The following is a 23250-nucleotide window of genomic DNA, read 5'->3' on the forward strand; positions in this document are numbered from 1 at the left end:
CGGGAGCCTTACGATGTTCGCTCTCATGCAAAGCACTCGCCTTGAATCGCTGCATCTGAGCGTTGACTCGGTCACCGGGTTGAAGGCGGTCATTGCCATTCATAACAGCCGACTGGGGCCTGCCCTGGGGGGTTGTCGTTACCTTGCCTACCCCAGCGACGAGTCAGCGGTCGAGGACGCGGTGCGCCTGGCCCAAGGCATGAGCTACAAAGCCGCGCTGGCTGGCCTGGCCCAGGGCGGCGGTGTGGCGGTGATCGTGCGCCCGGCCCATGTGGAAAACCGCGCGGCACTGTTCGAAGCCTTCGGACGCTGCATTGAACAGCTCGAAGGTCGCTACATCACGGCCATCGACAGTGGCACTTCCGTGGCGGACATGGATTGCATCGCCCAACAGACCCAGCACGTCACCAGCACCACCTCGGCGGGGGACCCAGCGCCGCATGCGGCGATGGGTGTGTTCACCGGCATCCGCAGCACCGCCATGGCCCGGCTCGGCAGCGACAACCTCGAAGGTCTGCGCGTAGCTATCCAGGGCTTGGGCAATGTCGGCTATGCCTTGGCCGAACAGCTACACGCCGCCGGTGCCGAACTACTGGTCAGCGACATCGATCACGGCAAGGTGCAACTGGCCATGGAGCAACTCGGCGCGCACCCGATTGCCAACGATGCGCTGCTCAGCACACCGTGCGACATCCTCGCGCCTTGCGGGTTGGGCGGTGTACTCAACAGCCATTCCGTGTCGCAATTGCGCTGCTCGGCGGTGGCCGGTTCGGCGAACAATCAACTGACGCACCTGGACGTCGCCGACCAACTGGAGCGTCGCGGCATCCTCTACGCACCGGATTACGTCATTAACGCTGGCGGGCTGATCTACGTGTCGCTCAAGCACCGGGGTGAAGAACTGTCGACCATCACCGCGCACCTGTCGAAAATCAGCTCGCGCCTGACCGAGGTGTTCGCCCACGCCCAGGCGGAAAAGCGCTCCCCGGCACGAGTGGCCGATCAGTTGGCAGAGAAAGTGTTGTACCGGTGAGTCCGATGGGTTTTCCACAGGCATGAAAAAGGCCCTGAGCCATTCGACTCAGGGCCTGTTCAATTTGCGTTTTGCTTACTTGGCGGCTTTGGGAGCCTTGGCAGGTTTGGCCGGGGCAATTGGCTCAGCGGCTTCAACGACCTCGGTCACAGCGACGGGTTCTGCGACTTCTACCGGTGCGCTGAGCAGTTCGGACAGGGCGTCCGGCTGGCTCTTGAACGCCTTGGCGAATACATCGCGATTCTTCGCCATGTAGATCCCGGCTTCTTCCACTTGCTGCTCGGTCAGGGACGGAACGGCTTTTTGCAACACTTCAGCCAGCAATTCGGCCAGCTCGAGCATTTTGTCATGACGGTCAGCTTCGGCTTTATCCATGAACAAGCGCTCCAGATCTCGGCTGCTGCGGTATACCACTTCGACGGCCATTCACCACCTCACATGCCTTCACATTGGTTGTCGACTTCGACTACTGTATCTATATACAGCTAAAGGATAAGCGAAACCCTGTCTTTTGGGTAGTGGCTTTTTAATGTAGACCGGTTTCGGCATTTGTCAGGTGAGGCGCCACGAAGGTGCGACCAAACGCCACGGCGCGCAATCCAGAGCAGCTCGCCATCATGGGCTGGCCTTTTTTCTGCATGCAGAAAACCGTCACGTCAAACCCGCATCATCCGGTCGAATCGACCTAAGGAAGCATCATCGTGAAAATCAACTGGGCCGAAAAACTGCGGCAGAACGTGCATGAACTGGCCGAGTCACTGGGCAATCTGTTCGTCGAAACCTTTCACTACCTGGCGCTGTTCGCCATTGGTGCGGTGACCGCGTGGGCAGCGGTGATGGAGTTTCTCGGGATGATCGAAGAGGGGCACATCAAGATCGATGACATCTTGCTGCTGTTCATCTACCTGGAACTGGGGGCGATGGTCGGGATTTACTTCAAGACCAACCACATGCCCGTGCGCTTCCTGATCTACGTGGCGATCACCGCGCTGACGCGGCTGCTGATTTCCAACGTTTCGCACCACAACCCGCCGGACCTGGGGATCATCTACCTGTGCGGCGGGATTCTGCTGCTGGCGTTTGCGATTCTGGTGGTGCGTTACGCTTCGTCGCAGTTTCCTTCGGTGAAGATCGAGAACCCACACCGCAAAACAGGTGCGGGCTCCAGTGAACATCCGGAAGTCGAAAAGGGCGAGCTTTAAAGCCCCATGGCGGGTCGGGGGCGGCCTTTGGTTGGAGGTGGCGGCAGGCTGCGCGTGCCGCCATCGGTCATGGCTTCGAGGATGGCCACGGCGCTGTGGCCCTGTTCGATCGCAATGCCGAATTGAATGCTTTGAACCAGACGCTTGAGACGTTGCGGGTCATTGCGTTGTTCGGCGCTGATCATGCGTTTGGCCACTATGCGGCCACTGTTGGAAAGGGTCAGCATGATGTTGCCGTCCAGGCCCTGGATGCTCAGGTTGATCTGGTAATCCGCTGCAAAGGCATCGGTAATGAGCTGGAAAGGGTTGTCCATGATGCGTCACCGCCTGATTGAACGTGCAGTTGTTGACCGGCCGTGATCGGGTTGGTTCGCAATGCCAGACCACCGGCCATCTCGCCATCATTGTTCCAATCAGGATGTAGCAAGGGGCATGCCGACAAAATTGTCGGACAAAAAACACGTTCTGTAGGCGCGAGCCTGCTCGCGATGGTCGTCAACGATAACGCTTAAACCCAGACACCCCACGGTGCCTTCTGGTTTTTCGCGAGCAAGCTCGCTCCTACAGGGGGCCGCGTTTTCTGCACGTTTCAGGGCAATAAACCTCGACGTGCCTCCAAAGCGATCAACATTCCACCCAGTTCACCGCCAGCCCACCCCGTGACGTCTCCTTGTACTTGTCGTGCATGTCAGCACCGGTGTCGCGCATGGTGCGGATCACTCGATCCAGGGAAATGAAGTGTTGGCCGTCGCCGCGCAGGGCCATTTGCGTGGCGTTGATGGCTTTCACGGCGGCGATTGCGTTGCGCTCGATGCAGGGCACTTGAACCAGTCCGCCAACCGGGTCGCAGGTGAGGCCGAGGTTGTGTTCCAGGCCGATTTCGGCGGCGTTTTCCAACTGCTCAGGGGTGGCGCCCAGCACCTCGGCCAGGCCGGCTGCGGCCATGGCGCAGGCGGAGCCAACTTCACCCTGACAGCCAACCTCGGCCCCGGAGATCGATGCGTTTTTCTTGCACAGGATGCCAACGGCAGCGGCACCGAGGAAAAACGCAACCACATCGTCGTCAGACGCATCGGCATTGAATTTCATGTAGTAGTGCAGTACCGCCGGAATGATCCCCGCCGCGCCGTTGGTCGGCGCCGTGACCATGCGCCCGCCAGCGGCGTTTTCCTCGTTCACCGCAAGGGCGTACAGGTTGACCCATTCCATCGCTGACAAGGTAGAGGTGATGACATTCGGCTTGCCGATTTCCTGCAGGCTGCGATGCAGTTTCGCCGCTCGGCGTGGAACATTCAGACCGCCGGGCAGGATGCCTTCGTGGCGCAAGCCTTGCTCGACGCATTCACGCATCACCGACCAGATATGCAGCAGGCCCTGGCGGATCTCGGCATCACCACGCCATGCCCGTTCGTTGGCCATCATCAGTTCACTCACCCGCAGCCCGTGCTCGTTGCACAACTTGAGCAGCTCGGCGGCACTGGAAAAGTCGTAGGGCAGCACCACATCGCCAGCCGGTGCGATACCCGACTCGGCTTCGGCCGCTTCGATGATGAAGCCGCCACCCACCGAGTAATAGGTTTGCTCGAACAGTTCACCGGTTTCGCCGAAGGCTGTCAGGGACATGGCATTGGGGTGGTAGGGCAGGCTCTCGTCGAGCAGCAGGAGATCGCGTTGCCAATCGAAGGCAATGTCCGCAACGCCTGCCAGAAGCAACTGACCAGTTTCGCGCAGAGTGTTGATTCGGCTGTCAATGGTAGTGGGGTCGATGCTGTCGGGCCATTCGCCCATCAATCCCATGACGCAGGCGCGGTCCGTTGCGTGGCCGACGCCGGTCGCCGACAGAGAGCCGTAAAGGCGAATCTCCACTCGTCGCACGTCAGCCAGAAAACCATGATCGACCAGCGCTTGGGCAAAGGTCGCGGCGGCACGCATCGGACCGACGGTATGGGAACTGGACGGACCGATGCCGACTTTGAAGAGATCGAAAACACTGATAGCCATGCTAAAGCCTATACAAGCAATGGAAGAGGAATCGCCGCCATTTTTGTAGGACAAGCGCAATGTCGGCGATACTGCCCGTCAAGGTCCTACGTGACCAACGAAACTTCCTAAGACATCCTTTAGCAGGACTAAACGATGAGCCGTCAATTGCACGCCCAGACTTATGTCTGGTTGAACGTGTTTGCCTGTGCCGCGCGGCACCTGTCGTTCACCCGTTGCGCCGAAGAACTGCACATCACACCGGGGGCAGTCAGCCAGCAGATCCGCCAGCTGGAAGATCGCCTGGGCTTTCGCCTGTTTCATCGCCGCGCCCGCGGAGTGGAGTTGAGTGCCGAGGGCCAGCGTCTGGCCATCACCGTCAACGAGGCCTTTGGCAGCATCGACGCGGAATTGCGACGACTGGATGCGGGCATGATCAGCGGGATTCTGCGAGTGCGTTCGATTCCTTCGTTCCTGAGCAAATGGCTGACGCCGCGCCTGCCGCGTCTGCAACAGCGCTTTCCGGACATCCAGCTACGCCTGGTGGCCGAGGACAGCAGCGTGCCTTTGCATGAAGGCGACTTCGATCTGGCGATCGACTTGAACGACGGCAGCTACCCGGGCCTTTTATCCACAGCCTTGCTCGATGAGCAGATTTTTCCGGTGTGCGCGCCGAGTCTGTTGCGTGGTCGGCCGCCGCTGCATGGTCCGGCAGACCTGATGCATTTTCCCTTGCTTCACGACATCACCGCCTGGCGCGGCAGCTACGAGTACGCGGAGTGGGAGTTTTATCTCAATGCCATCGGCTTCGAGGGCGCGGATGTGCGGCGCGGGCATACCTTCAATCGCAATCACCTGACGATCGAAGCGGCCATCGCCGGGATGGGGGTGGCGATTGCCCGACGAACGCTACTCAACGACGAACTGGAACGTGGGGCGTTGATCGTGCCTTTCGGCCTGGCAGTGCCGAACCACAAGCGCTACATGTTGCTTTACGCACCTGGGGCGTTGAGCCATCCGGGTGTGCGCGCGGTGCACGATTGGTTGGTCGAGGAGGCGGGTGCTTTTCGCAGCTTGCACCCGTTGGGGGAGCGGCAAATGTGAGCAATTATTACGTAAGAGCAGGGCGACCCAACTCCCGACCTTAACAGCGCTTTTGCTCGTTGTCCGGTTTTTTTGCGTAGGAAAATTTATCTTTTTTCAGGGGTTGAATTGTTCAGCGTACAGACCGATTGTGTAAGTAAGAGGTCACGGTGATGACGCCCAAGGGCTTAGCTGACCGGCCTCTCGCGAGCTAGCTGAAATAAGGGATGAACTATGCAAATCCAAGTCAATAGCGATAACCATATTCAAGGCAGTAAACGACTGGAGGAGTGGGTACGTACGACCATTGAGAGCACGCTCGAACGCTACGAAGAGGACCTGACACGCGTTGAGGTTCATCTGCGGGACGAGAACGGCGACAAGCCGGGTCCCCATGACATGCGCTGCCAACTGGAGGCGCGGCCAAAAGGCCATCAACCGGTTTCCGTCACCCATAAAGCCTCCACCATGGAGCAGGCGATCGACGGAGCGGCAACCAAACTTGAACATGCGCTGGAGCATATGTTCGGCAAGTTACGCGGCAAACGAGCCAATGTGGTGCCCATCGAGAGTGGCGCCCATGCTGACCAGCTGCTGGAAGAGGAGTTTCTGGAAAACGAACAGGCGGCGCTTAACGGCTGACACCTGATTCACTTTTTACCTTCCCATGAGAACGGGCCTGCATTGCAGGCCCGTTTTGGTTTCAGGACTCACTGAGCTCAAGACTCACCGAAATCCTGTGGCGAGGGGGCAAGCCCCCTCGCCACAAAAATTTTGCTGTGTCTTAGTCAGGCTTTTGCTTCGACCGTCACCCAATACCGCGTAAAACGCCTCACCTTCACGGACAAGCTGATTTCCAGCAGGTCAAGAGTCCGCTCGCTATCGTCCAGTGGATAAGTCCCGGAGATCAGCTTTTTCTTCCTCGGACGGCACCACGGCTTCCGGCATCTGTGCCAGGGCGTCAAGGTAAGCGCGTTCCAGGTCTTGGCGGCGGTAGTGATTGAACAGCACACGCTTGGCGATGGTGGTGTGGACCTGCTTCCGGCAATCGGTGATCCGGAGCGGAATTCATCTGATCCTTTTGCGTATGAGAATATTTATCATTAATATTGCTGGCTTGCCGGCCCTGACGCTGTTGTGGCCTCACCCGGTTTCCAGGTCGAAACATGAACACCAAACTGCGCACACTTCCCGTTTCCTACCGATTGGCGGTCGCTTCGCGGGTGCTCGCTGCCGTGTTCGGCGGTTACCTCATCGCGGCGCTGACCAGTGTCAGCCTCAGCCTTTGGCTGCCGGTTGCTCGCGCCGAAGCGGTGGTGATCGGGATGATGACTTCGTTTCTGGTGTACTTGCTGGCCGTGATCTGGTGCTTTGCCTGTTGCAGTGCGTGGCGAGCCTGGTTCGGTCTGATGGTGCCGGGGCTGATGCTGGCAACGCTGGTCGGGTTGGCGTACGCGGTGGGCCATTCATGAAAGAGGGCTTTCGCCAGTCGATGTCCTGGTTGCATACCTGGGCGGGGTTGATTTTTGGCTGGCTGTTGTTCGCGATTTTCCTGACTGGCACGCTGGCTTACTTCAAGGACGAAACGTCGCACTGGATGCAGCCGGAAATTCCGTTTCGAGCCGTACCCGCCGAGACCAGCCTGGTCGTGGCTCAACACTATCTTCAGCAACACGCAGCCGGCGCCTCGCGCTGGCTCATTGAACTGCCTGGTGCCCGCAATCCTGGCCTGTCGGTGCACTGGGAGCAGGCGCCCGACAAACCGGGAGCGCGCGGCCCGCGTAGTGAACAGCGCCTCGATCCGCTCACAGGCGCGGTCGTGCAGCCCCGCGAGACCCTGGGCGGCGAATTCTTCTACCGCTTTCACTTCCAGTTGCAGATGCCCTATCCGTGGGGGCGCTGGTTGGCGACCCTCGCTGCCATGTTGATGTTTGTGGCACTGATCAGCGGCATCATCACCCACAAGAAAATCTTCAAGGACTTCTTCACCTTCCGTCCGCGCAAAGGCCGGCGTTCCTGGCTCGACGGGCACAACGCGGTGGGCGTGCTGGTGTTGCCGTTTCACTTGATGATCACCTACAGCAGCCTGGTGATTTTCATGATGATGGTGATGCCGGCCAGCATCCTGGCGGTTTACAAGGGCGACGCCCAGACCTTTTACCAGGAGGTGTTGCCTGAATCCGCAATCCCGCCAGCCGTGGACAACCCGGCTCAATTGCTGTCCCTGGCGCCGTTACTGGAGCAGGCGAGCCGGCTCAGAGCGGGTGGCCGGATAGCAGAAGTGACGGTGAACCACCCTGGCGATGCCAATGCTTCGGTCGTCATGGCGTTCGATGGGGCTGACCGTGTGGTTCACGATTTCGGCCGCTCCGTGACCTTCAATGGCGTAACGGGTCAGCAACTGGATGCGACGCCGGAGCGTACGCTGCTGGTCGCTTTCGCCGGCAGCTTTTTCGGTTTGCACATGGGCCATTTCGCCGGCCCGGTGTTGCGCTGGCTGTACTTCATCTGCGGCCTGGCCGGCACGGCCATGATCGGCACCGGGCTGGTGGTCTGGCTTGGCAAGCGTCAACTCAAACACGCCAAAAGCGCTGTGATGCCTTTCGAACTGCGGCTGGTAGAGGTGCTGAACATCGCCAGCATGTCGGGGCTGATGCTCGCGGTGGCGACTTTCTTCTGGGCCAATCGATTGTTGCCGGTGACCATGGCCGGGCGGGCAGATTGGGAGGTCAACGGCTTCTTTATCGTCTGGGGCTTGAGCCTGTTGCACGCCATGTTCCGTCGGGGCCGTGCGGCGTGGGTCGAGCAACTGGCGCTGGCAGCGTTGCTGTTTGGCGCGGTGCCGGTGCTGAACGCCCTGACCACGCCGTTTCATCTGGGGGTAACCCTGGCACAAGGCGACTGGAGCATGGCCGGGTTCGATCTGGCATGTCTGGCCGGCGGTCTGTTTTTCGCCTGGGCGGCCTGGAAAATACGGCGTTCGGGAATGACTCAAGCCGTCAACGCACAACGCCCGCCATCGATGGCGCTTGAACAGGAGGCGAACTGAATGTTGCTCGCCGCCTTGCTCTGTTACGCCGGATTGACCGCGCTGTGCTTATCGATGGACCGGCATCACGCCGATCTTTTTGGGCATAAACCGACACCGCGTCGGCGCCTCGGCCTGAAACTGCTCGGCTGGCTTTCGCTGGGTTTGTCGTTGTGGGCGGCAGTGGTGGCGGCAGGTTGGGGTCTGGGTGTGGTGCAGTGGTTCGCCGAGCTGATGCTCAGTGCATTGCTCCTGGTTTTACTGATGCCACACCGTCCGCGTCTGGTCTTGTCCCTGGCCGGGCTGAGTCTGCTGGCCAGCCCGATTACTCTGTTTGCGCAGTATTGATCCGATGATCACGCTTCCTCCCGAATCCCACGATATCGAGCGCGACGAACAACGCAGCGACCGTGCGCATTTTCTCCAGGTCTTTCTCTCCCAGCGTTCGCAAATGGAAGCGCTGGTGAGTCGTCGCGTCGGCTGCCGGGCGACAGCGGCCGACCTGGTACAGGACTTGTTCCTGCGATTCTGGCGGCGCCCGCTGGTACAGGTCGAGGAGCTCAGCACTTACCTGCTGCGCTGCGCCGGCAACATCGCCATCGACCATTTGCGCAGTGAGGGCACGCGAGTCCGCGCCAGTGAAGGCTTGATGGTCGAATCGCCGGACAGTCACGGCAGCGGACCGCAAGCGGCACTGGAGGCGGGCAATGATTTGCGTCACGTCGAAGCAGCGTTGCGCGCGTTGCCGGACCGCACGCGGCAGATCTTTTTGCTCAATCGCATTCACGGCCGTAAGTACGCGGAGATCGCCAAGGCCATGGGCTTGTCCCAAAGTGCCGTGGAAAAACATATGATGCGCGCCCTCGAGGCCTGCAAGGCCAGCCTCCGGGAACCCGAAACGCGTACGCCAGGGAAAGCACCGTGAACAACTTCCAACGCGTCATTCCGACGCCCGCTCAGGAGCAGGCCGCGCTGGCCTGGCTGAGCCTGTTGCATGACCAGCCAAGCAGCGGTGACCAGGCGACGTTCAGCCAGTGGCTGCAAGCGGACCCCGCTCATGCCGAGGCCTATGCCCGGGCGCAGGTCTTGTGGGAGCTGAGTGAAGGGCCGGCGCGCACGCTTGCCAATGAAGACGCTTTTGCCTTGCAGGGGTATCTCAACGCCATGGACAAGTCGCGGCGCAGCACGGTCGGGCGCTGGTCGGGTGCACTGGCGATGGCTGCGTGTCTGCTGTTGATGATCAGTCTCGGCACAGGCTGGCAGCCAATGCGCTGGATTGATGACCTGGGGGCGGACTACGTCTCGGCGCCGGGGGAAATCCGCACCGTCACCCTGGCCGATCAGTCGCAGGTGACACTGGATGCCGACAGTGCCATCGCCGTGGACTTCAGTCGCGGTGAACGGCATGTGCAACTGCGCCGCGGCGCCGGATTCTTCAGCGTCACCCATACCGGCGAGCCATTTGTGGTGGATGCCGAGCAGGGCCATGCGCGGGTCCTGGGCACGCAGTTCGAAGTCCGTTTGCAGCCCCACGGCGCGCAGGTCACGGTGTTGTCGGGACGGGTTGGCGTGACGGCGGACAAGAATGCCGAACAGCAAATTCTCAGCGCCGGCCAACAAGTGGCCTACGGCGAAGGTACGGCAGAAAAACTCCATGCGGTGGACAGCGAAGCGCAGTTGGCATGGCGCCAGGGCTGGCTCAATTACTACAAGGCGACGCTGGCCGATGTGGTGAATGACCTGAGCCGCTATTACCCCGGACGGATCGTGCTGCTTAACGATGAACTGGCGGCCCGCCGGGTCAGTGGCAGCTTTCCGAGCAGGAACCCGCAGGCGGTGTTGAGCTCGTTGCAGGGGGTGTTGGGGTTTGAGCAGCATCAGGTGTTGGGGCATCTGATTATTTTGCGTTGAGCCTATGGCCCTATCGCTGGCAAGCCAGCTCCTACAGGGTTTTGTGTTGTCCCCAACATTGTGACCGACTCAAAACCTTTAGGAGCTGGCTTGCCAGCGATGGGGCCGCAGGAGGCGCTACATAAAGCTGATTAAAAATATTTTCAAATTGTGATGAGGTAAACCTCAGCGCCATCCGTGTAGTGACTGAAACTGCGAGTCATTCGCATCCGTTGCGGTTCTACACAGGTCATGAGCAATGAAGTCCAGGGCAAAATCGGGTTCGGTCAAACAATGGTTGGGTGTGTCTGCGTTGAGCTTTTCCGCATTGGCGTTGTTGCCGCTGAGCGTGGCACTGGCCGCAGAGACGGGTAACAGCCAGCAACGTGGGCAATTCAGATTTTCCCTGACCGCCAAACCGCTGCCCCAGGCCTTGAGTGATTTCAGCCGGGTGACCGGCATCAGCGTCGTCTACACCGATGAAGCGCCGTACGGCCTCAATGCGCCAGCGGTCAATGGTCAAATGAGCGCCGAACAGGCCTTGCAGCGACTGCTCACAGGCTCGGGTTTGACGTTCCGCCGCACCGACGGCCATACCATGGCGCTGGAACCGCAGCCGACCGAAGGCGCTTTGAACCTGGGCGCGACCACCATCACTTCGGTGATGGATGAGTCCATGAGTTACCAGCCACCACCGACCTCATTGGTGATGCGCTCCTCGGCCCCGATTCAGGAAATCCCGCAGACCATCAACGTCGTCCCGGCCCAGGTCATCCGCGATCAGGCGCCGCGCAATCTCGATGACGCCCTGGCCAATGTCAGCGGCATCACCCAGGCAAACACCCTGGGTAGCACTCAGGATTCGGTGATGGTCCGTGGTTTTGGCGACAACCGGAACGGCTCGATCATGCGTGACGGCATGCCGATCGTGCAGGGACGTGGCCTCAACGCCAGCGTGGATCGAGTCGAAGTGCTCAAGGGGCCGGCCTCGTTGCTGTATGGCATCCAGGATCCGGGCGGCGTGGTCAATATGGTCAGCAAGAAGCCCGAGCTTGAGCAGTACAACGCACTGACTGCACGCGGTTCGAGCTATGACGACGGCAAGAACGGCAGCGGCGGCGGTCTCGACAGCACCGGGGCCCTCGGCGATTCCGGGCTGGCCTACCGCATGGTGCTGGACTATGAAGACGAAGATTACTGGCGCAACTTCGGTGTGCATCGCGAGAGCCTGATCGCGCCGTCGCTGGCCTGGTACGGCGAAAGCACCAAACTGCTGTTCGCCTATGAGCACCGCGAATTCCTCACGCCGTTCGACCGTGGCACGCTGATCGATCCACGGACCAACCATCCGCTGGACATCTCGCGCAACGAGCGTCTCGACGAGCCGTTCAACAACATGGAAGGGCGTTCGGACCTCTATCATTTCGAGGCCGATCACGAACTCAACTACAACTGGAAGGCCCATTTCGGCTACAGCTGGAACCGCGAAACCTACGACGCCAGCCAGGTACGCGTCACCGCCATCGACACCAAGAAGGGCACCCTGACCCGCAGCATGGACGGCACGCAGAACGCGATCAGCACCGACCGTTTCACCACTGCCAGCCTTGAAGGCAATGTCAATGTGCTCGGCATGCAGCATGACTTGCTGTTCGGCATCGATGACGAGTACCGCAAGATCTACCGTGAAGACCTGATCCGCCAGAAAAGCCGCACCCAGTTCAGCTACGTGAACCCGATCTACGGCCAGGAAGTGCCGGGCACCACTGTCAGCGCTCCGGACAGTGCGCAGACCGATGAACTGCGCAGCGATTCAATCTTCCTGCAGGACTCCATCCACCTCACCGACCAGTGGATTTTGGTGGGCGGTGCGCGCTTTCAGGCGTACGACCAATACGCTGGCAAAGGCGTGCCGTTCCACGCCAACACCGACAGCAACGGGCAGAAATGGGTGCCGCGCGCCGGTCTTGTGTACAAGTACACCGATGCTTTGTCGTTCTACGGCAGCTACACCGAATCGTTCAAACCCAACTCGACCATCGCGCCGTTGAGCGGCAGCAGCACCGTGCTTGACGGCGGCATCGCGCCGGAAGAAGCCAAGTCCTGGGAGCTGGGTGCCAAGCTGGATCTGCCAGGTCGCGTCACCGGCAACATTGCGCTGTTCGACATCAAGAAGCGCAACGTGCTGGTGGCCAACGCCGAAGGCCCCATCACCCTTTACAGCGCCGCCGGCGAGGTGCGTTCCCGTGGCCTGGAAGTGGACCTGAGCGGTCAGCTCAGCGATCGCTGGAGCATGATTGGCAGCTACGCCTACACCGATGCCGAAGTCACCGAAGACCCGGATTACAAAGGCAATCAACTGCAAAACGTGGCGAAGAACAGCGGCTCGCTGTCGGCCGTCTATGACTTCGGTACGATCGTCGGTGGCGACCAGCTGCGGGTCGGCGCCGGGGCGCGTTATGTGGGTGAGCGCGCGGGCAACGCGGTGAACGATTTCGACCTGCCGAGCTACACCGTGGCCGACGCGTTCGCTACCTATGACACTAAAGTCGAAGGGCAGCGGGTCAAGTTCCAACTCAACGTGAAGAACCTGTTTGACCGCACTTATTACACCTCGGCGGCGAGTCGGTTCTTTGTGTCGATGGGGGATTCGCGGCAGATTTCGCTGTCCAGCACGCTGGAGTTCTGACGACCGACCGCGTCATCGTTCATCGCGAGCAGGCTCGCTCCCACAGGGAAACAGGGTGATCACAAAACAGGGGAGCACCGCCAAACCGTGTGGGAGCGAGCCTGCTCGCGAAGGCGGCAAGTGTGGCGCCGAAGATCCCTGGCCTAGCGCAAAAACGCCTGCCGATACTCGCCGGGCGTTCCACCCAGAGCCTGGCGAAAGCGATTGGTGAAGTGGCTGGCACTGGAAAAACCGCAGGCCAGCGCAATCTCACCCAGCGGTTGTGAGGTGCTTCGCAGCAACTTCCGCGCCCGGTTCAAGCGCCGTGCCAGCACATACTGATGGGGCGGCAAGCCGAAACTTTCGCGGAACATCCGTGCGAAGTGGTATTCCGACAACGCGCACAACGCCGCCAATTGACCAAGGCTGATGGCCTCGTCCAGATGGTTGTCGATGTACTCCACCAGATGCCGACGCTGATGCGCAGCCACCCCACCTTTAAGGCGCAGGCCTTGCCGGACCTTGACCTGGCTGAGCAGGGCATGGCTGAGCAATTCGTGACCCAGGCTGCTGGTGAGCAGACGCTCGCCCGGCTCGTCCCAGTTCAGGGCGATCAACTGCCGAAAGCGCAAAGCTTGCTGCGGATCATCGAGAAAGGTCTGCTCGCGCAGCTGCATTTCCCGTGGCTCGCGATCGAGCAGGGTGACGCAGCCGAGGGCAAATTGTTCGGGGCTGAAATACAGGTGTGCCAAGCGAATGTCGCCATTGATCACCCAGCCTGACTGGTGGTCAGCTGGCAGGATGCACAGTTTGTCCGGCCCCCCCTTGTTGCCGGGCTGGTCGCGGCGAAAGGTGCCGGTGCCGCCGGCAATGTAGCAGGACAGCGTGTGGTGGCTGGGCGCTTCGTATTCCTGGGCGTCGTGGTGATTGCTCCACAAGGCTGCAGATAAGCCGTCACCGAGCTCGGCGCTGTGCTCGAGGCGAGCATTCGGCGAGCGGTTGAGGGCTTGAAAGACTTGTAGGGTATCCAGTGCAGCCATGATTGTTGCTCTCTAACACCTGCATCCAACGCCTTGCATCCTACTCCGTAGGCGTTCCCCTGCCAGCCTGTCGCCAGACAAAAGCGCAAGTTTATGCAAGTGCGCGTGGGCGTGACGCCGGACACTGGATACCTATTGAGGAGCCTTTGCCATGAACCTTTCTTTGTATTTGCTGACCGTGCTGATCTGGGGTACCACCTGGATAGCCTTGAAATGGCAGCTGGGCGTGGTGGCGATTCCCGTGTCGATCGTCTATCGCTTTGGCCTCGCTGCGCTGGTGCTGTTCGTGATCCTGTTGCTCAGCCGGCGTCTGCAAGTGATGAACCGTCGGGGGCACCTGATTTGCCTGGCTCAGGGCTTGTGCCTGTTCTGCGTCAACTTCATGTGCTTCCTCACGGCGAGCCAGTGGATCCCCAGCGGCCTGGTGGCTGTGGTGTTTTCCACTGCGACCCTGTGGAATGCCCTCAACGCGCGGGTGTTTTTCGGCCAGAAAATCGCCCGCAATGTGCTGATGGGCGGGGCGCTGGGCCTGCTTGGGCTGGGCCTGCTGTTCTGGCCGGAACTGGCCGGGCATACCGCCAGCCCGGAAACCTTGCTTGGCTTGGGCCTGGCCTTGTGCGGCACCTTGTGTTTCTCGGCGGGCAATATGCTTTCGAGCCTGCAACAGAAGGCCGGTCTCAAGCCGCTGACCACCAACGCCTGGGGCATGGCTTACGGCGCGGCGATGCTCTCGGTCTGGTGCCTGGTCAAAGGCATTCCCTTCGACATGGAAATGAGTGCGCGTTACATCGGCTCACTGTTGTACCTGGTGATTCCAGGGTCGGTGATCGGTTTCACCGCCTACCTGACACTGGTCGGCCGAATGGGGCCGGAGCGCGCGGCTTATTGCACCGTACTGTTTCCGGTGGTGGCGCTTAATGTCTCGGCGTTCGCCGAGGGCTATCAATGGACGGCACCGGCTTTGGTGGGGCTGGTGATGGTGATGCTGGGTAACGTGCTGGTGTTTCACAAGGCCAGGGCGAGCGCCAGCCCGGTGCCAGGTAAACTGGCATGAACCGAATGCCGTTTAACTATCCTTTACCGCTACCAGGTAGATCAGGCCGAGAAACATATATTGAATATTGTTTCGTGCCCAGTCAAAAGCATTGCGTTGAGCGGAATACTCTAGGTCGAACCATTCATTGAGTATGGTTACGTATAACGTCTGATAAGCAAAGATCGCAGTGCTTAAACCAATGATGGCGAATTTTTTTGCTTCATGGAACTCATCGCGCGGTGCATTGAGTTTTCGAAAGAGCTGATAAGTTCCAATCAGGCAGCTCAAGGTGAATATGGTCTCCAGTGTTATTAGCGCCCAGTAGAAACGGTGATGGAAAAGGCTGGAGTCGATCGCCCTGTAGTGTCTGGATTCATTGCCTTCGGTCGTGCTCATGCTGATGATTTTGCCGATGTATTCGGCGTATGCCGTATAGTCGGTAAAGTTGTTGATGAGGGTCGTGATTCCGAATAATGCCGCCAACATTACAAAGGTTAGTTTGCTCCGTCTTATTATGTCTGTGGTCGTGTTTTTATTCATGTTGTCGCTCTCCGAGTGCATGGCTAGTGCGTTTGTCTTGGTCGGAGTCTATATTCGGTAGTCACACGTTTGTGAGAGTCTTGAGTTGCAGGTTGTTTCGATTGTTTATTTGATGAAAGTACGGAAGTAACTGGAAGGATTTTCAAATTTGTTAATAGATGGGTACATCTGCCAAGACGTACCCGGGGTCTATCAGCCTTTCCACACTTGCGGGTTGACCAGGTCCTGCGGTCGCTCGCCCAACAGGGCGCTGCGCAAGTTGGCCAGGGCACGGTTGGCCATGGCATCGCGGGTCTCATGGGTGGCCGAGCCGATGTGCGGCAAGGTCACGGCGTTTTTCAGCTGGAACAGTGGTGACTCGGCCAGCGGTTCTTTTTCATACACGTCCAGCCCGGCACCACGAATGCGCTTGTTTTGCAGCGCTTCGATCAGTGCCGGTTCATCCACTACCGGGCCACGGGCGATGTTCACCAGAATGGCACTCGGCTTCATCAATGCCAGTTCACGATGGCTGATCAGGTGTCTGGTTTTCTCGCTGAGCGGCACCACCAGGCAGACGAAATCAGCTTCGGCCAGCAATTGATCGAGGCTGCGGTACTGTGCGCCGAGTTCTTGTTCCAGCTCGGTCTTACGGCTGTTGCCGCTGTAGATGACCGGCATGTTGAAACCCAGGCGACCGCGTCGGGCGATGGCTGCACCGATATTGCCCATGCCGACAATGCCCAGGGTCTTGCCGTGCACATCGCAACCGAACAGCGGCGCACCGACAGTGGCCTGCCATTGCCCGGCCTTGGTCCAGGCATCCAGTTCGGCAACGCGACGGGCGCTGCTCATCAACAGGGCAAACGCCAGGTCGGCGGTGCTTTCGGTGAGCACGTCCGGCGTGTTGGTCAGCATGATCCCGCGTTCGTTGAAGTAGGCCAGGTCATAGTTGTCGTAGCCCACCGAGACGCTGGACACCACTTCCAGCCTGGCGGCGTTTTCCAATTGGGCGCGGCCGAGTTTGCGACCGACGCCAATCAGGCCGTGGGCGTGGGGCAGGGCTTCGTTGAATTGGGCGTTGATGTCGCCGTTTTTCGGATTCGGCACGATGACGTCGAAATCTTGTTGCAGGCGTTCGACCATTTCCGGGGTGACGCGGCTGAATGCCAGGACAGTCTTTTTCATGAGAGGCGGGCTCGTCGGGCGGTGAAGAATGATGAGCACGCTAACATTCTTCACGGGATTTGTGCGAGTCGTCAGACGGTCAATGCAAGCTTGCAGCTTGCGCTGCTTCATCCAGTTATACTGCCGCACTTCTTATACTGTGGCATGCGGCCCGCTCACCGGGCCCGGCACTTCATGCACCACCCGGAGCTTTCATGACTTCCCCGAAACAACCGCCGGTCGCCGACGCCCTGAGCGACGTGCAGGCAGAGCTGCCAGACAGCGTCGACTCCAGCGCCGACAGCGAAACCAAAGCCGAGATCCCTGCATTCAAATTCCCGTTCAAGCCGGGTGAGCTGGCAGCCGCCAAGGGCTCCAACCAGCCGTGGTACAAGAACGGCGCCAAGAATGGTCACACCAAGACGCCAGGCATGGCGCCACCGGGGACGCGTCGGTCGATGGGCAAGCGCTGAGGTCTCCAGTGCCTGGCCTGCCGTCATCGCGAGCAGGCTCGCTCCCACAGTGGTTCTGTGTCGTGCACAAATTCCATGTTCACTGAAGATCCCTTGTGGGAGCGGGCTTGCTCGCGATGGGGCCATTGCTGGCGATAGATCTTTTCGATCAAGCCGCCCGCAACGAAATGAACGCATAGTTCGCCGGTGCATCCGTCATCACCTGTGCGCCAGCCGCCAGCACTTGCCCGGCAATGTCATCGCCGGACACATGAAACAGCCATTCGCTGCCCCACTCAGGTAAGGTTTGTCCCGCCAGGTCGTCGATGATCGCGGCAAATTCCGCCATATCCGGCAGATAAGCAGTAAACCCATCGCCCTTCAGGGCCGTCGTGCGAATGCCCAGCAAGGCACAAATCGCATCCTTCATCTGAATGTCATCGCGATCCGCCTGACGGGAACGCTGGATCAGTTCCGATAACTCCCGGTCGACCAGATTGCCACCGACTATCAAGTCCGGCCCTGTTTCCCATGACTCTGGCGGGCAATCCTTGGCGGCGGGGTTCAAGGGGATGTGCGGATTGATTTCCATTGGATAGATGCGACACACCAACGGCCGGCGTTCGTAGATGCGGCAGAGTTTGTCTTCGTCAAGATTTCGGCAGGGGCCGACATTGTAGGCGGCGAAGGTGATGGCCACGTACGCCTCGGATTCGCCGCTGCGCACCGCCGCCGAACGGCGTTCGGCGTGTTCCCGTTGTTGCGCCGGCAGACCCAGGCCATTGCCAAGAAACGCTTCCACCAGCACGATCACCTGACCGCCGTCGGCAGCCCACATCCGGGCTTCGCTCAAGGTCAGGGGCACATGGTGGTCGTTGCAGCATTTGCCGCAGCCTACGCAGGAAAACGTTGTATTCATCGAGTGTTTGTTCGCTTCACAGGGCATGAAACGGCGACAGATTGCCGCCACAAAAGCCGTTATCGAAGCAATTTATGCGCCACTCAGTTGGCTTTGCCGTCCGTGCGAATGGAGTCCCATTCGGTGACGTACGCGATTTTGCTCTTCTTGTTGTAGAGGCACAGTTCGGTGCCTTGGGCGCCCTTCATGTGTTTTTGCGGATACTGGCCCTGGAGCAGCAGCGCGGTGTAGCCGACCCGGTCATCGAACTGCGCAGCGGTGCCAACGGGTTTGACATCCTTCAGGCCGCTGGCCTTGGTGCAACCGGCGAGTACGGCTTTATTGTAGGTGGCCCAGGCGTCAGGGCTGGAGGCGTGGGCTTGGGTGGCGAGGGCGGTGAGGGCGGTGAGGGCGGCGAGGCAGAGAATAGACAGGGTTGCTGCTTTCATGGTTCAGGCATCCTTGGGGCAGTGGCCGAAAGGTGAGTATGCCTGAAGGTTTTGAAGTGGATGTGCCGGCCTCTTCGCGAGCAAGCCCGCTCCCACATTTGGAATGCATTCCCCTGTGTGCGGGCTTGCCCGCGAATACGATCTGTCAGTCAGGCACGGGCTCGCGCCGGATCGCGCGCATCCCGACGCGTTCATACAGCCGCCGCGCTCGAAGGTTGTCCTCCAGCACCTTCAGGTCGACGAAGCCTTCGCGCCGTTGCTGGAACACCTTGAACGCCTGCAACAACAATGCACGGCCCAAGCCTTGGCCCTGAAACCGTGGGTGCACCACCAGGTTCTTGATGTAGGCGCTGGTCCAGCATTGGCACACACCCACGATGCCTCCGGCATCCAGGGCAATGAAGCACAGCGCCGGGTCAAATTCCGGGTCGGTTTCGAACTGCCGTTGCCACATGTCCAGCGCGGCTACACGACCACCACCGTCGAGATAACCGAGCTCCATCAGCCGGTGCACGGCGGTGGCCAGTTCGGGACGGTATTCGCTCAGTTGCAGGCCGACCGGCCAATCGGGAGGCGGCACGATGACAGAGAGGTCGCGCCGCATCAGCCAGCAGAATTCTTCGGTCAACACTCAATAACCCTGTTCGGTGACAGCCTTGGCCGCGGTGATCAGGCACTGGGTCAATTCTGGCGAAGAGAACTTGGTCAACACCGCGTTCGCTCCCGCCAGTCGTGCTTTCTCGGCGTTCATCGCACTGTCCAGCGACGTGTGCAGCAGTACATAAAGATGCGCGAAATCCGGGGTTTCCCGCAGGGTACGGGTGAAGGCGTAGCCGTCCATCTCCGACATCTCGATGTCCGAGACGATCAAGTTGATCTGTTGCGCGGTGCCTTGCAGGTCCAGCAGGCAGTCGATGGCTTCCTTGGCGCTGCGGGCCGTATGGCATTGCAGGCCGAGGTTACGCAGGGTGTGCACCGATTGCTGCAGTGCGACCTGGCTGTCGTCGACCACCAGAATTCGTGCGCTGCCAAGTATTTCGGCGTCTTCCATGCTCAGCTCGGTCGGGGCGTGGTCGATCTCTACCGGAGCGATGCCGTGGATGACTTTTTCGATGTCCAGCACTTGCACCAGCGTGCCATCGACCGAAGTGACACCGGTAATGTAGGCGCGCCCGCCGCCCGAACCAAAGGGCGGCGGGCGGATGTCGGTGGTCAGGCAGTGGACGATCTTGCTTACGGCCTGCACGTGCAGGCCCTGCTTGGAGCGGCTGACGTCGGTGACGATCAGGCAGCCGCCGTTCGGGTCTTCCAGCGGGCGCTCGCCAATGGCGCGGCTGAGGTCGATCACCGACAGCGAGGCACCGCGCAGGGTGGCGATGCCTTTGACGTGAGGATGCGACTCCGGCAGCCGGGTCAGCGGCGGGCAGGGAATGATTTCACTGACCTTGAGCAGGTTGATCGCCATCAGCTTGCCGCTGCGCAAGGTAAACAACAGAAGCGAAAGTGAGTCTGCGCGGGCTTTGGTGGAGGACATATGAACCTTCTGTGGAAAAAGGTGGCGAGCGATCAGGGGATCGCCAATGACTTCGATGCCGGGTTATCGACCTGTCGGGGGCAGGCTTTAGGGTTGATGCCTCCATTGCCCAGCAAATGGTGATTCAAACTGTAGGAGCCGGTTTGCTGCGGGCGGCGTTCCGACGATGGCACCCTCAAGGACGCTATCGCCGGCAAGCCGGACTCCTACAAAACAATTCACACTATTCAACACCGGGTTACTTCATCCCCAACCGCTTGGCCATCCGCCCCAGGTTCGCCCGATCCAAGCCTAGCTCACGGGCCGCGCTTGCCCAGTTGTTGTTGTGCCGTTCCAGGCAGGCACCGATCAATTGGCGCTGATAACGCTCGGTGGCCTCGCGCAAGTCGCCGGTCACCATTGGCGTGACGGCGACGACGGGTTGCTCGGCAGCGGTTTCAACGCTGGCGTCGGGCAAGTCCAGGTCGGCGGCGCTCAGGCTCAGAATCCTCGGCCGCTCCTTGCAGTTGCCCAGGGCTTTCAAGGCGCTGCGGCCGATCAGGTGTTCAAGCTCACGCACATTGCCGGGCCAGTCGTAGGCCAGCAGCGCGGCCTGGGCATCGCTGTTCAGGCGCAGGCTGTTGAGGCCCATGCGCGAGCGGTTCTGCTCCAGGAAGTAACCGCTGAGCAGCAGCACATCGCGCCCGCGATCGCGCAGGGCGGGGACCAGCAGCGGGTAAACACTGAGGCGGTGATAGAAGTCGGCGCGGTAGCGGCCACTGCGAACTTCTTCGGCGAGGTCGCGGTTGGTCGCCGCGATCAGGCGTACGTCGACCTGATGCTCCTGGTCCGAACCCAATCGCTGCAGTTGACCGCTCTGCAATACTCGCAGCAACTTGGCCTGCACGGTCAGCGACAACTCACCGACTTCATCGAGGAACAGCGTGCCGCCATTGGCCAGTTCGAACTTGCCACGGCGGTCGTTCATCGCTCCGGTGAAGGCGCCACGGACATGACCGAACAACTCGCTTTCCACCAATGTGTCGGGCAGCGCGGCGCAGTTGAGGCTGATAATCGGTTTGTCGGCGCGGGGCGAGGCGGCATGGATGGCCTGGGCCACCAACTCCTTGCCGACCCCGGTTTCACCTGTGATCAGCACGGTCAGGTCGCTGCCGCCCACTAGACTGATTTCTTCGACCAGACGTTTGTGGGCCTTGCTCTGGCCAATCATTTCGCGATTCTGCTGGCCGCTGGCCTGGCGGTAGACCTCGGCGCGTTGATGTTCATCTTCGACCCGGTTGTTCAACCGCTCAATGCGTTCGGCGGCGTTGACCGTGGCGGCTGCGAGGCTGGCGAAGGCTTGCAGGGCATCCAGTTCGATCGGTTCGAAGCGCTCCGGATCAAGGGCGTCGAGGGTCAGCAGACCCCACGGGCGCTCATCGATGAAAAGGGGGCAACCCATGCAGTCGTGGACTTCCAGATGATCATCCAGGCCATCGACCAGGCCGTCATAAGGGTCGGGCAAGTTGCTGTCGGCAGCGAAACGGGTCGGGCCGGGGCTGCTGAGCAGCGCTTCGAAACGCGGGTGCTCGCTGACCTTGAAGCGCCGACCGAGGGTGTCGGTACTCAAGCCGTCAACGGCCAGCGGCACCAGCCATTCGCCGTCGAGGCGCAGCAGGGCGGCGGCGTCGCACGGTAGCAGCGCGCGCATGGCATCCAGCAGGCGGCGATAGCGCTCACCCTCGGGCAGTTCGCGGGACAGGTCGGAGACCAGGGGCAGCAGTGCGGTGAGCAAGGATTTTGCAGTCATAGTGACTCCGTGTAGTCGGTATGACTATAAGGTAGGTGGTGTCTAAATGACTATTTAGTTATTAACTTATTGATTTATAACGATTAAATAGTTGGCATGGAAACTGATAAGCATAGGGTAATCCGTTAGCAACCCAAGAAGACCAGGAGTCACCTTATGCTGAGCGTTCAAGACCGTGCCATCGTCAAATCCACCGTGCCGCTGCTCGAAAGTGGTGGTGAAGCGCTGATCACGCACTTCTACCGCATGATGCTCTCCGAATACCCGCAAGTTCGCCCGCTGTTCAACCAGGCCCACCAGGCCAGTGGTGACCAGCCGCGTGCCCTGGCCAACGGCGTATTGATGTATGCGCGCCACATTGACCAACTCGACCAGTTGGGTGACCTGGTGGCCAAGATTATCAACAAGCACGTGGCCCTGCAGATTCTGCCGGAGCACTACCCGATTGTCGGCACCTGCCTGCTGCGCGCCATCGCCGAAGTGCTGGGCGAAGAGATTGCCACCCCTGAAGTGATCGCAGCCTGGGGGGCGGCTTATGGGCAACTGGCGGACATCCTGATCGGTGCCGAAACCAGCATCTACGACCAGAAGGAACAGGCACCGGGCGGCTGGCGCGGGGCGCGGGAGTTCATCGTGGCGGGCAAAGTCGAGGAGAGCGCCGAGATCACCTCGTTCTACTTTGAACCCGCAGACAAAGGCCCGATCCTGGTGGCGGAGCCCGGCCAATATATCGGCATGAAACTGATCCTCGACGGTGAAGAGATCCGCCGTAACTACTCGCTGTCGGCGCTGGCGAACAATGGCCAGTACCGCATCAGCGTCAAACGTGAGGACGGTGGCCGCGCTTCCAACTTCCTGCACGACCAGTTGCATGTCGGCGCCAGCATCCAGCTGTTCCCGCCATCGGGCGAGTTCATCCTGACCGCCAGCGACAAACCACTGGTGCTGATCAGCGGCGGCGTCGGCATTACCCCGACCCTGGCGATGCTCGAAGCGGCGCTGGAGACCCAGCGGCCAGTGCATTTCATCCATTGCGCGCGCAACGGCAGCGTCCACGCGTTCCGCGACTGGATCGATGGCCTGGCCGAGCGTCACCCGCAACTCAAGCGCTTCTATTGCTATTCCGAGGATGACGGCGTGAGCCCGGCGGCGCACAAGGTCGGTTTGTTGAGCCAGCAGCAGTTGCATGCCTGGCTGCCGGAGCAGCGTGACGTGGATGCTTACTTCCTGGGGCCGAAAGGTTTCATGGCCGCGATCAAGCGTCACCTCAAAGCCTTGGGTGTGCCGGAGAAACAGAGCCGTTACGAATTCTTCGGGCCGGCTGCGGCGCTGGAGTAAGATCGAGTCACCTTCATCGCGGGCAAGCCCGCTCCCACAGGTTTTGTGTTGTTCACATTAATTTGGATCGACACAAATCCCTGTAGGAGCTGGCTTGCCTGCGATTGCTTCACCTCGGTCTTGAATAGAAAAACTCTGGAAAGT

23 protein-coding genes and 3 pseudogenes are annotated in these 23250 nt (G+C 60.1%); 13 read left to right on the top strand and 13 right to left on the bottom strand.

Annotation, left to right across the window (positions count from 1 at the left end):
- Positions 1-13 precede the first annotated feature (13 nt).
- Positions 14-1033 carry a Glu/Leu/Phe/Val dehydrogenase family protein gene (locus B0D71_RS07385; RefSeq protein ID WP_103394207.1) on the top strand — a complete coding sequence of 340 codons (1020 nt, stop codon included), beginning with the start codon at positions 14-16 and terminating at the stop codon, positions 1031-1033.
- Positions 1034-1219: 186 nt separating this feature from the next.
- Here B0D71_RS07385 and B0D71_RS07390 read toward each other — a convergent pair.
- Positions 1220-1459, bottom strand: a pseudogene (locus B0D71_RS07390) (YebG family protein); the annotation flags it as partial.
- 275 nt (positions 1460-1734) lie between these two features.
- Between B0D71_RS07390 and B0D71_RS07395 the strand changes: the two are divergent.
- Positions 1735-2235, top strand: coding sequence for a phosphate-starvation-inducible protein PsiE (locus B0D71_RS07395; protein WP_008000650.1), 501 nt, complete (start codon positions 1735-1737; stop codon positions 2233-2235).
- Here the strand turns inward: B0D71_RS07395 and B0D71_RS07400 are convergent.
- Both B0D71_RS07400 and B0D71_RS07405 read right to left on the bottom strand, forming a co-directional pair.
- Entirely contained in the window at positions 2232-2549 is a 318-nt protein-coding gene (locus B0D71_RS07400) for a DUF3509 domain-containing protein (protein WP_103394209.1), read from the bottom strand. The two genes, B0D71_RS07395 and B0D71_RS07400, sit on opposite strands and share 4 nt — an antisense overlap.
- 310 nt (positions 2550-2859) lie before the next feature.
- The gene (locus tag B0D71_RS07405) at positions 2860-4236 is read right to left on the bottom strand and encodes an L-serine ammonia-lyase (protein WP_103394210.1); all 1377 of its coding nucleotides are present in this window, start codon (positions 4234-4236) and stop codon (positions 2860-2862) included.
- 135 nt (positions 4237-4371) lie between these two features.
- Between B0D71_RS07405 and B0D71_RS07410 the strand changes: the two genes are divergently transcribed.
- Positions 4372-5319 carry a LysR substrate-binding domain-containing protein gene (locus tag B0D71_RS07410; protein ID WP_103394211.1) on the top strand — a complete coding sequence of 316 codons (948 nt, stop codon included), beginning with the start codon at positions 4372-4374 and terminating at the stop codon, positions 5317-5319.
- A 213-nt stretch (positions 5320-5532) separates the two neighbouring features.
- Positions 5533-5940, top strand: a complete 408-nt coding sequence (locus B0D71_RS07415; RefSeq protein WP_007970346.1) for an HPF/RaiA family ribosome-associated protein — start codon at positions 5533-5535, stop codon at positions 5938-5940.
- A 146-nt stretch (positions 5941-6086) separates the two neighbouring features.
- On the opposite strand, the pseudogene B0D71_RS32330 reads toward B0D71_RS07415, so the two are convergent.
- Both B0D71_RS32330 and B0D71_RS07420 read right to left on the bottom strand, forming a co-directional pair.
- Positions 6087-6209 (bottom strand): annotated as a pseudogene (locus B0D71_RS32330) (hypothetical protein); the annotation flags it as partial.
- Positions 6208-6327 (bottom strand): annotated as a pseudogene (locus B0D71_RS07420) (sigma-70 family RNA polymerase sigma factor); the annotation flags it as partial. The pseudogenes B0D71_RS32330 and B0D71_RS07420, both read right to left, overlap by 2 nt.
- Positions 6328-6464: 137 nt before the next feature.
- Between B0D71_RS07420 and B0D71_RS07425 the strand changes: the two are divergent.
- The 6 genes from B0D71_RS07425 (at position 6465) to B0D71_RS07450 (ending at position 12905) form a co-directional block, all read left to right on the top strand.
- On the top strand, positions 6465-6770 hold the full coding sequence (locus B0D71_RS07425; protein WP_103394212.1) for a DUF3649 domain-containing protein: 306 nt from the start codon (positions 6465-6467) through the stop codon (positions 6768-6770).
- The gene (locus tag B0D71_RS07430) at positions 6767-8347 is read left to right on the top strand and encodes a PepSY-associated TM helix domain-containing protein (protein ID WP_103394213.1); all 1581 of its coding nucleotides are present in this window, start codon (positions 6767-6769) and stop codon (positions 8345-8347) included. Before B0D71_RS07425 ends, B0D71_RS07430 begins: the two co-directional genes overlap by 4 nt.
- Positions 8348-8674 carry a DUF3325 domain-containing protein gene (locus B0D71_RS07435; protein WP_103394214.1) on the top strand — a complete coding sequence of 109 codons (327 nt, stop codon included), beginning with the start codon at positions 8348-8350 and terminating at the stop codon, positions 8672-8674.
- A 4-nt stretch (positions 8675-8678) separates the two neighbouring features.
- Positions 8679-9251, top strand: coding sequence for an RNA polymerase sigma factor (locus B0D71_RS07440; RefSeq protein WP_103394215.1), 573 nt, complete (start codon positions 8679-8681; stop codon positions 9249-9251).
- Complete coding sequence (locus B0D71_RS07445; RefSeq protein WP_103394216.1) at positions 9248-10237, top strand: FecR family protein; 990 nt, start codon at positions 9248-9250, stop codon at positions 10235-10237. Before B0D71_RS07440 ends, B0D71_RS07445 begins: the two co-directional genes overlap by 4 nt.
- Positions 10238-10475: 238 nt before the next feature.
- Positions 10476-12905 carry a TonB-dependent siderophore receptor gene (locus B0D71_RS07450; protein ID WP_103394217.1) on the top strand — a complete coding sequence of 810 codons (2430 nt, stop codon included), beginning with the start codon at positions 10476-10478 and terminating at the stop codon, positions 12903-12905.
- A 143-nt stretch (positions 12906-13048) separates the two neighbouring features.
- Here B0D71_RS07450 and B0D71_RS07455 read toward each other — a convergent pair whose 3' ends face one another.
- Positions 13049-13924 (bottom strand): AraC family transcriptional regulator, encoded by an 876-nt coding sequence (locus B0D71_RS07455; protein WP_103394218.1) that lies wholly within the window; start codon positions 13922-13924, stop codon positions 13049-13051.
- A 151-nt stretch (positions 13925-14075) separates the two neighbouring features.
- Between B0D71_RS07455 and B0D71_RS07460 the strand changes: the two genes are divergently transcribed.
- Entirely contained in the window at positions 14076-14978 is a 903-nt protein-coding gene (locus tag B0D71_RS07460) for a DMT family transporter (RefSeq protein WP_103394219.1), read from the top strand.
- A gap of 12 nt (positions 14979-14990) precedes the next feature.
- Here B0D71_RS07460 and B0D71_RS07465 read toward each other — a convergent pair whose 3' ends face one another.
- On the bottom strand, positions 14991-15500 hold the full coding sequence (locus B0D71_RS07465) for a DUF2165 family protein (protein ID WP_103394657.1): 510 nt from the start codon (positions 15498-15500) through the stop codon (positions 14991-14993).
- 192 nt (positions 15501-15692) lie between these two features.
- Complete coding sequence (locus B0D71_RS07470) at positions 15693-16667, bottom strand: 2-hydroxyacid dehydrogenase (RefSeq protein WP_103394220.1); 975 nt, start codon at positions 16665-16667, stop codon at positions 15693-15695.
- Positions 16668-16861: 194 nt separating this feature from the next.
- Here B0D71_RS07470 and B0D71_RS07475 point away from each other — a divergent pair, with 194 nt between their 5' ends.
- Positions 16862-17119: a hypothetical protein gene (locus B0D71_RS07475; RefSeq protein ID WP_103394221.1), complete on the top strand. Its 258-nt coding sequence runs from the start codon at positions 16862-16864 to the stop codon at positions 17117-17119.
- Positions 17120-17267: 148 nt separating this feature from the next.
- Here the strand turns inward: B0D71_RS07475 and B0D71_RS07480 are convergent, their stop codons facing one another.
- The 5 genes from B0D71_RS07480 to norR form a co-directional block, all read right to left on the bottom strand.
- Positions 17268-18017 (bottom strand): YkgJ family cysteine cluster protein, encoded by a 750-nt coding sequence (locus B0D71_RS07480; protein ID WP_103394222.1) that lies wholly within the window; start codon positions 18015-18017, stop codon positions 17268-17270.
- 83 nt (positions 18018-18100) lie between these two features.
- Positions 18101-18445 carry a hypothetical protein gene (locus B0D71_RS07485; protein WP_103394223.1) on the bottom strand — a complete coding sequence of 115 codons (345 nt, stop codon included), beginning with the start codon at positions 18443-18445 and terminating at the stop codon, positions 18101-18103.
- Positions 18446-18590: 145 nt separating this feature from the next.
- The gene (locus tag B0D71_RS07490) at positions 18591-19049 is read right to left on the bottom strand and encodes a GNAT family N-acetyltransferase (protein WP_103394658.1); all 459 of its coding nucleotides are present in this window, start codon (positions 19047-19049) and stop codon (positions 18591-18593) included.
- Between the two features lie 27 nt (positions 19050-19076).
- Positions 19077-19979, bottom strand: coding sequence for a chemotaxis protein CheV (locus B0D71_RS07495; RefSeq protein ID WP_103394224.1), 903 nt, complete (start codon positions 19977-19979; stop codon positions 19077-19079).
- A 238-nt stretch (positions 19980-20217) separates the two neighbouring features.
- Positions 20218-21768, bottom strand: a complete 1551-nt coding sequence (norR, locus tag B0D71_RS07500) for a nitric oxide reductase transcriptional regulator NorR (protein ID WP_103394225.1) — start codon at positions 21766-21768, stop codon at positions 20218-20220.
- A 156-nt stretch (positions 21769-21924) separates the two neighbouring features.
- Between norR and hmpA the strand changes: the two genes are divergently transcribed.
- On the top strand, positions 21925-23106 hold the full coding sequence (gene hmpA / locus B0D71_RS07505; protein WP_103394226.1) for an NO-inducible flavohemoprotein: 1182 nt from the start codon (positions 21925-21927) through the stop codon (positions 23104-23106).
- The last annotated feature ends 144 nt before the right edge of the window (positions 23107-23250 follow it).

This window comes from Pseudomonas laurylsulfativorans, assembly GCF_002906155.1.
GTDB classification, from domain to species: Bacteria; Pseudomonadota; Gammaproteobacteria; order Pseudomonadales; family Pseudomonadaceae; genus Aquipseudomonas; species Aquipseudomonas laurylsulfativorans.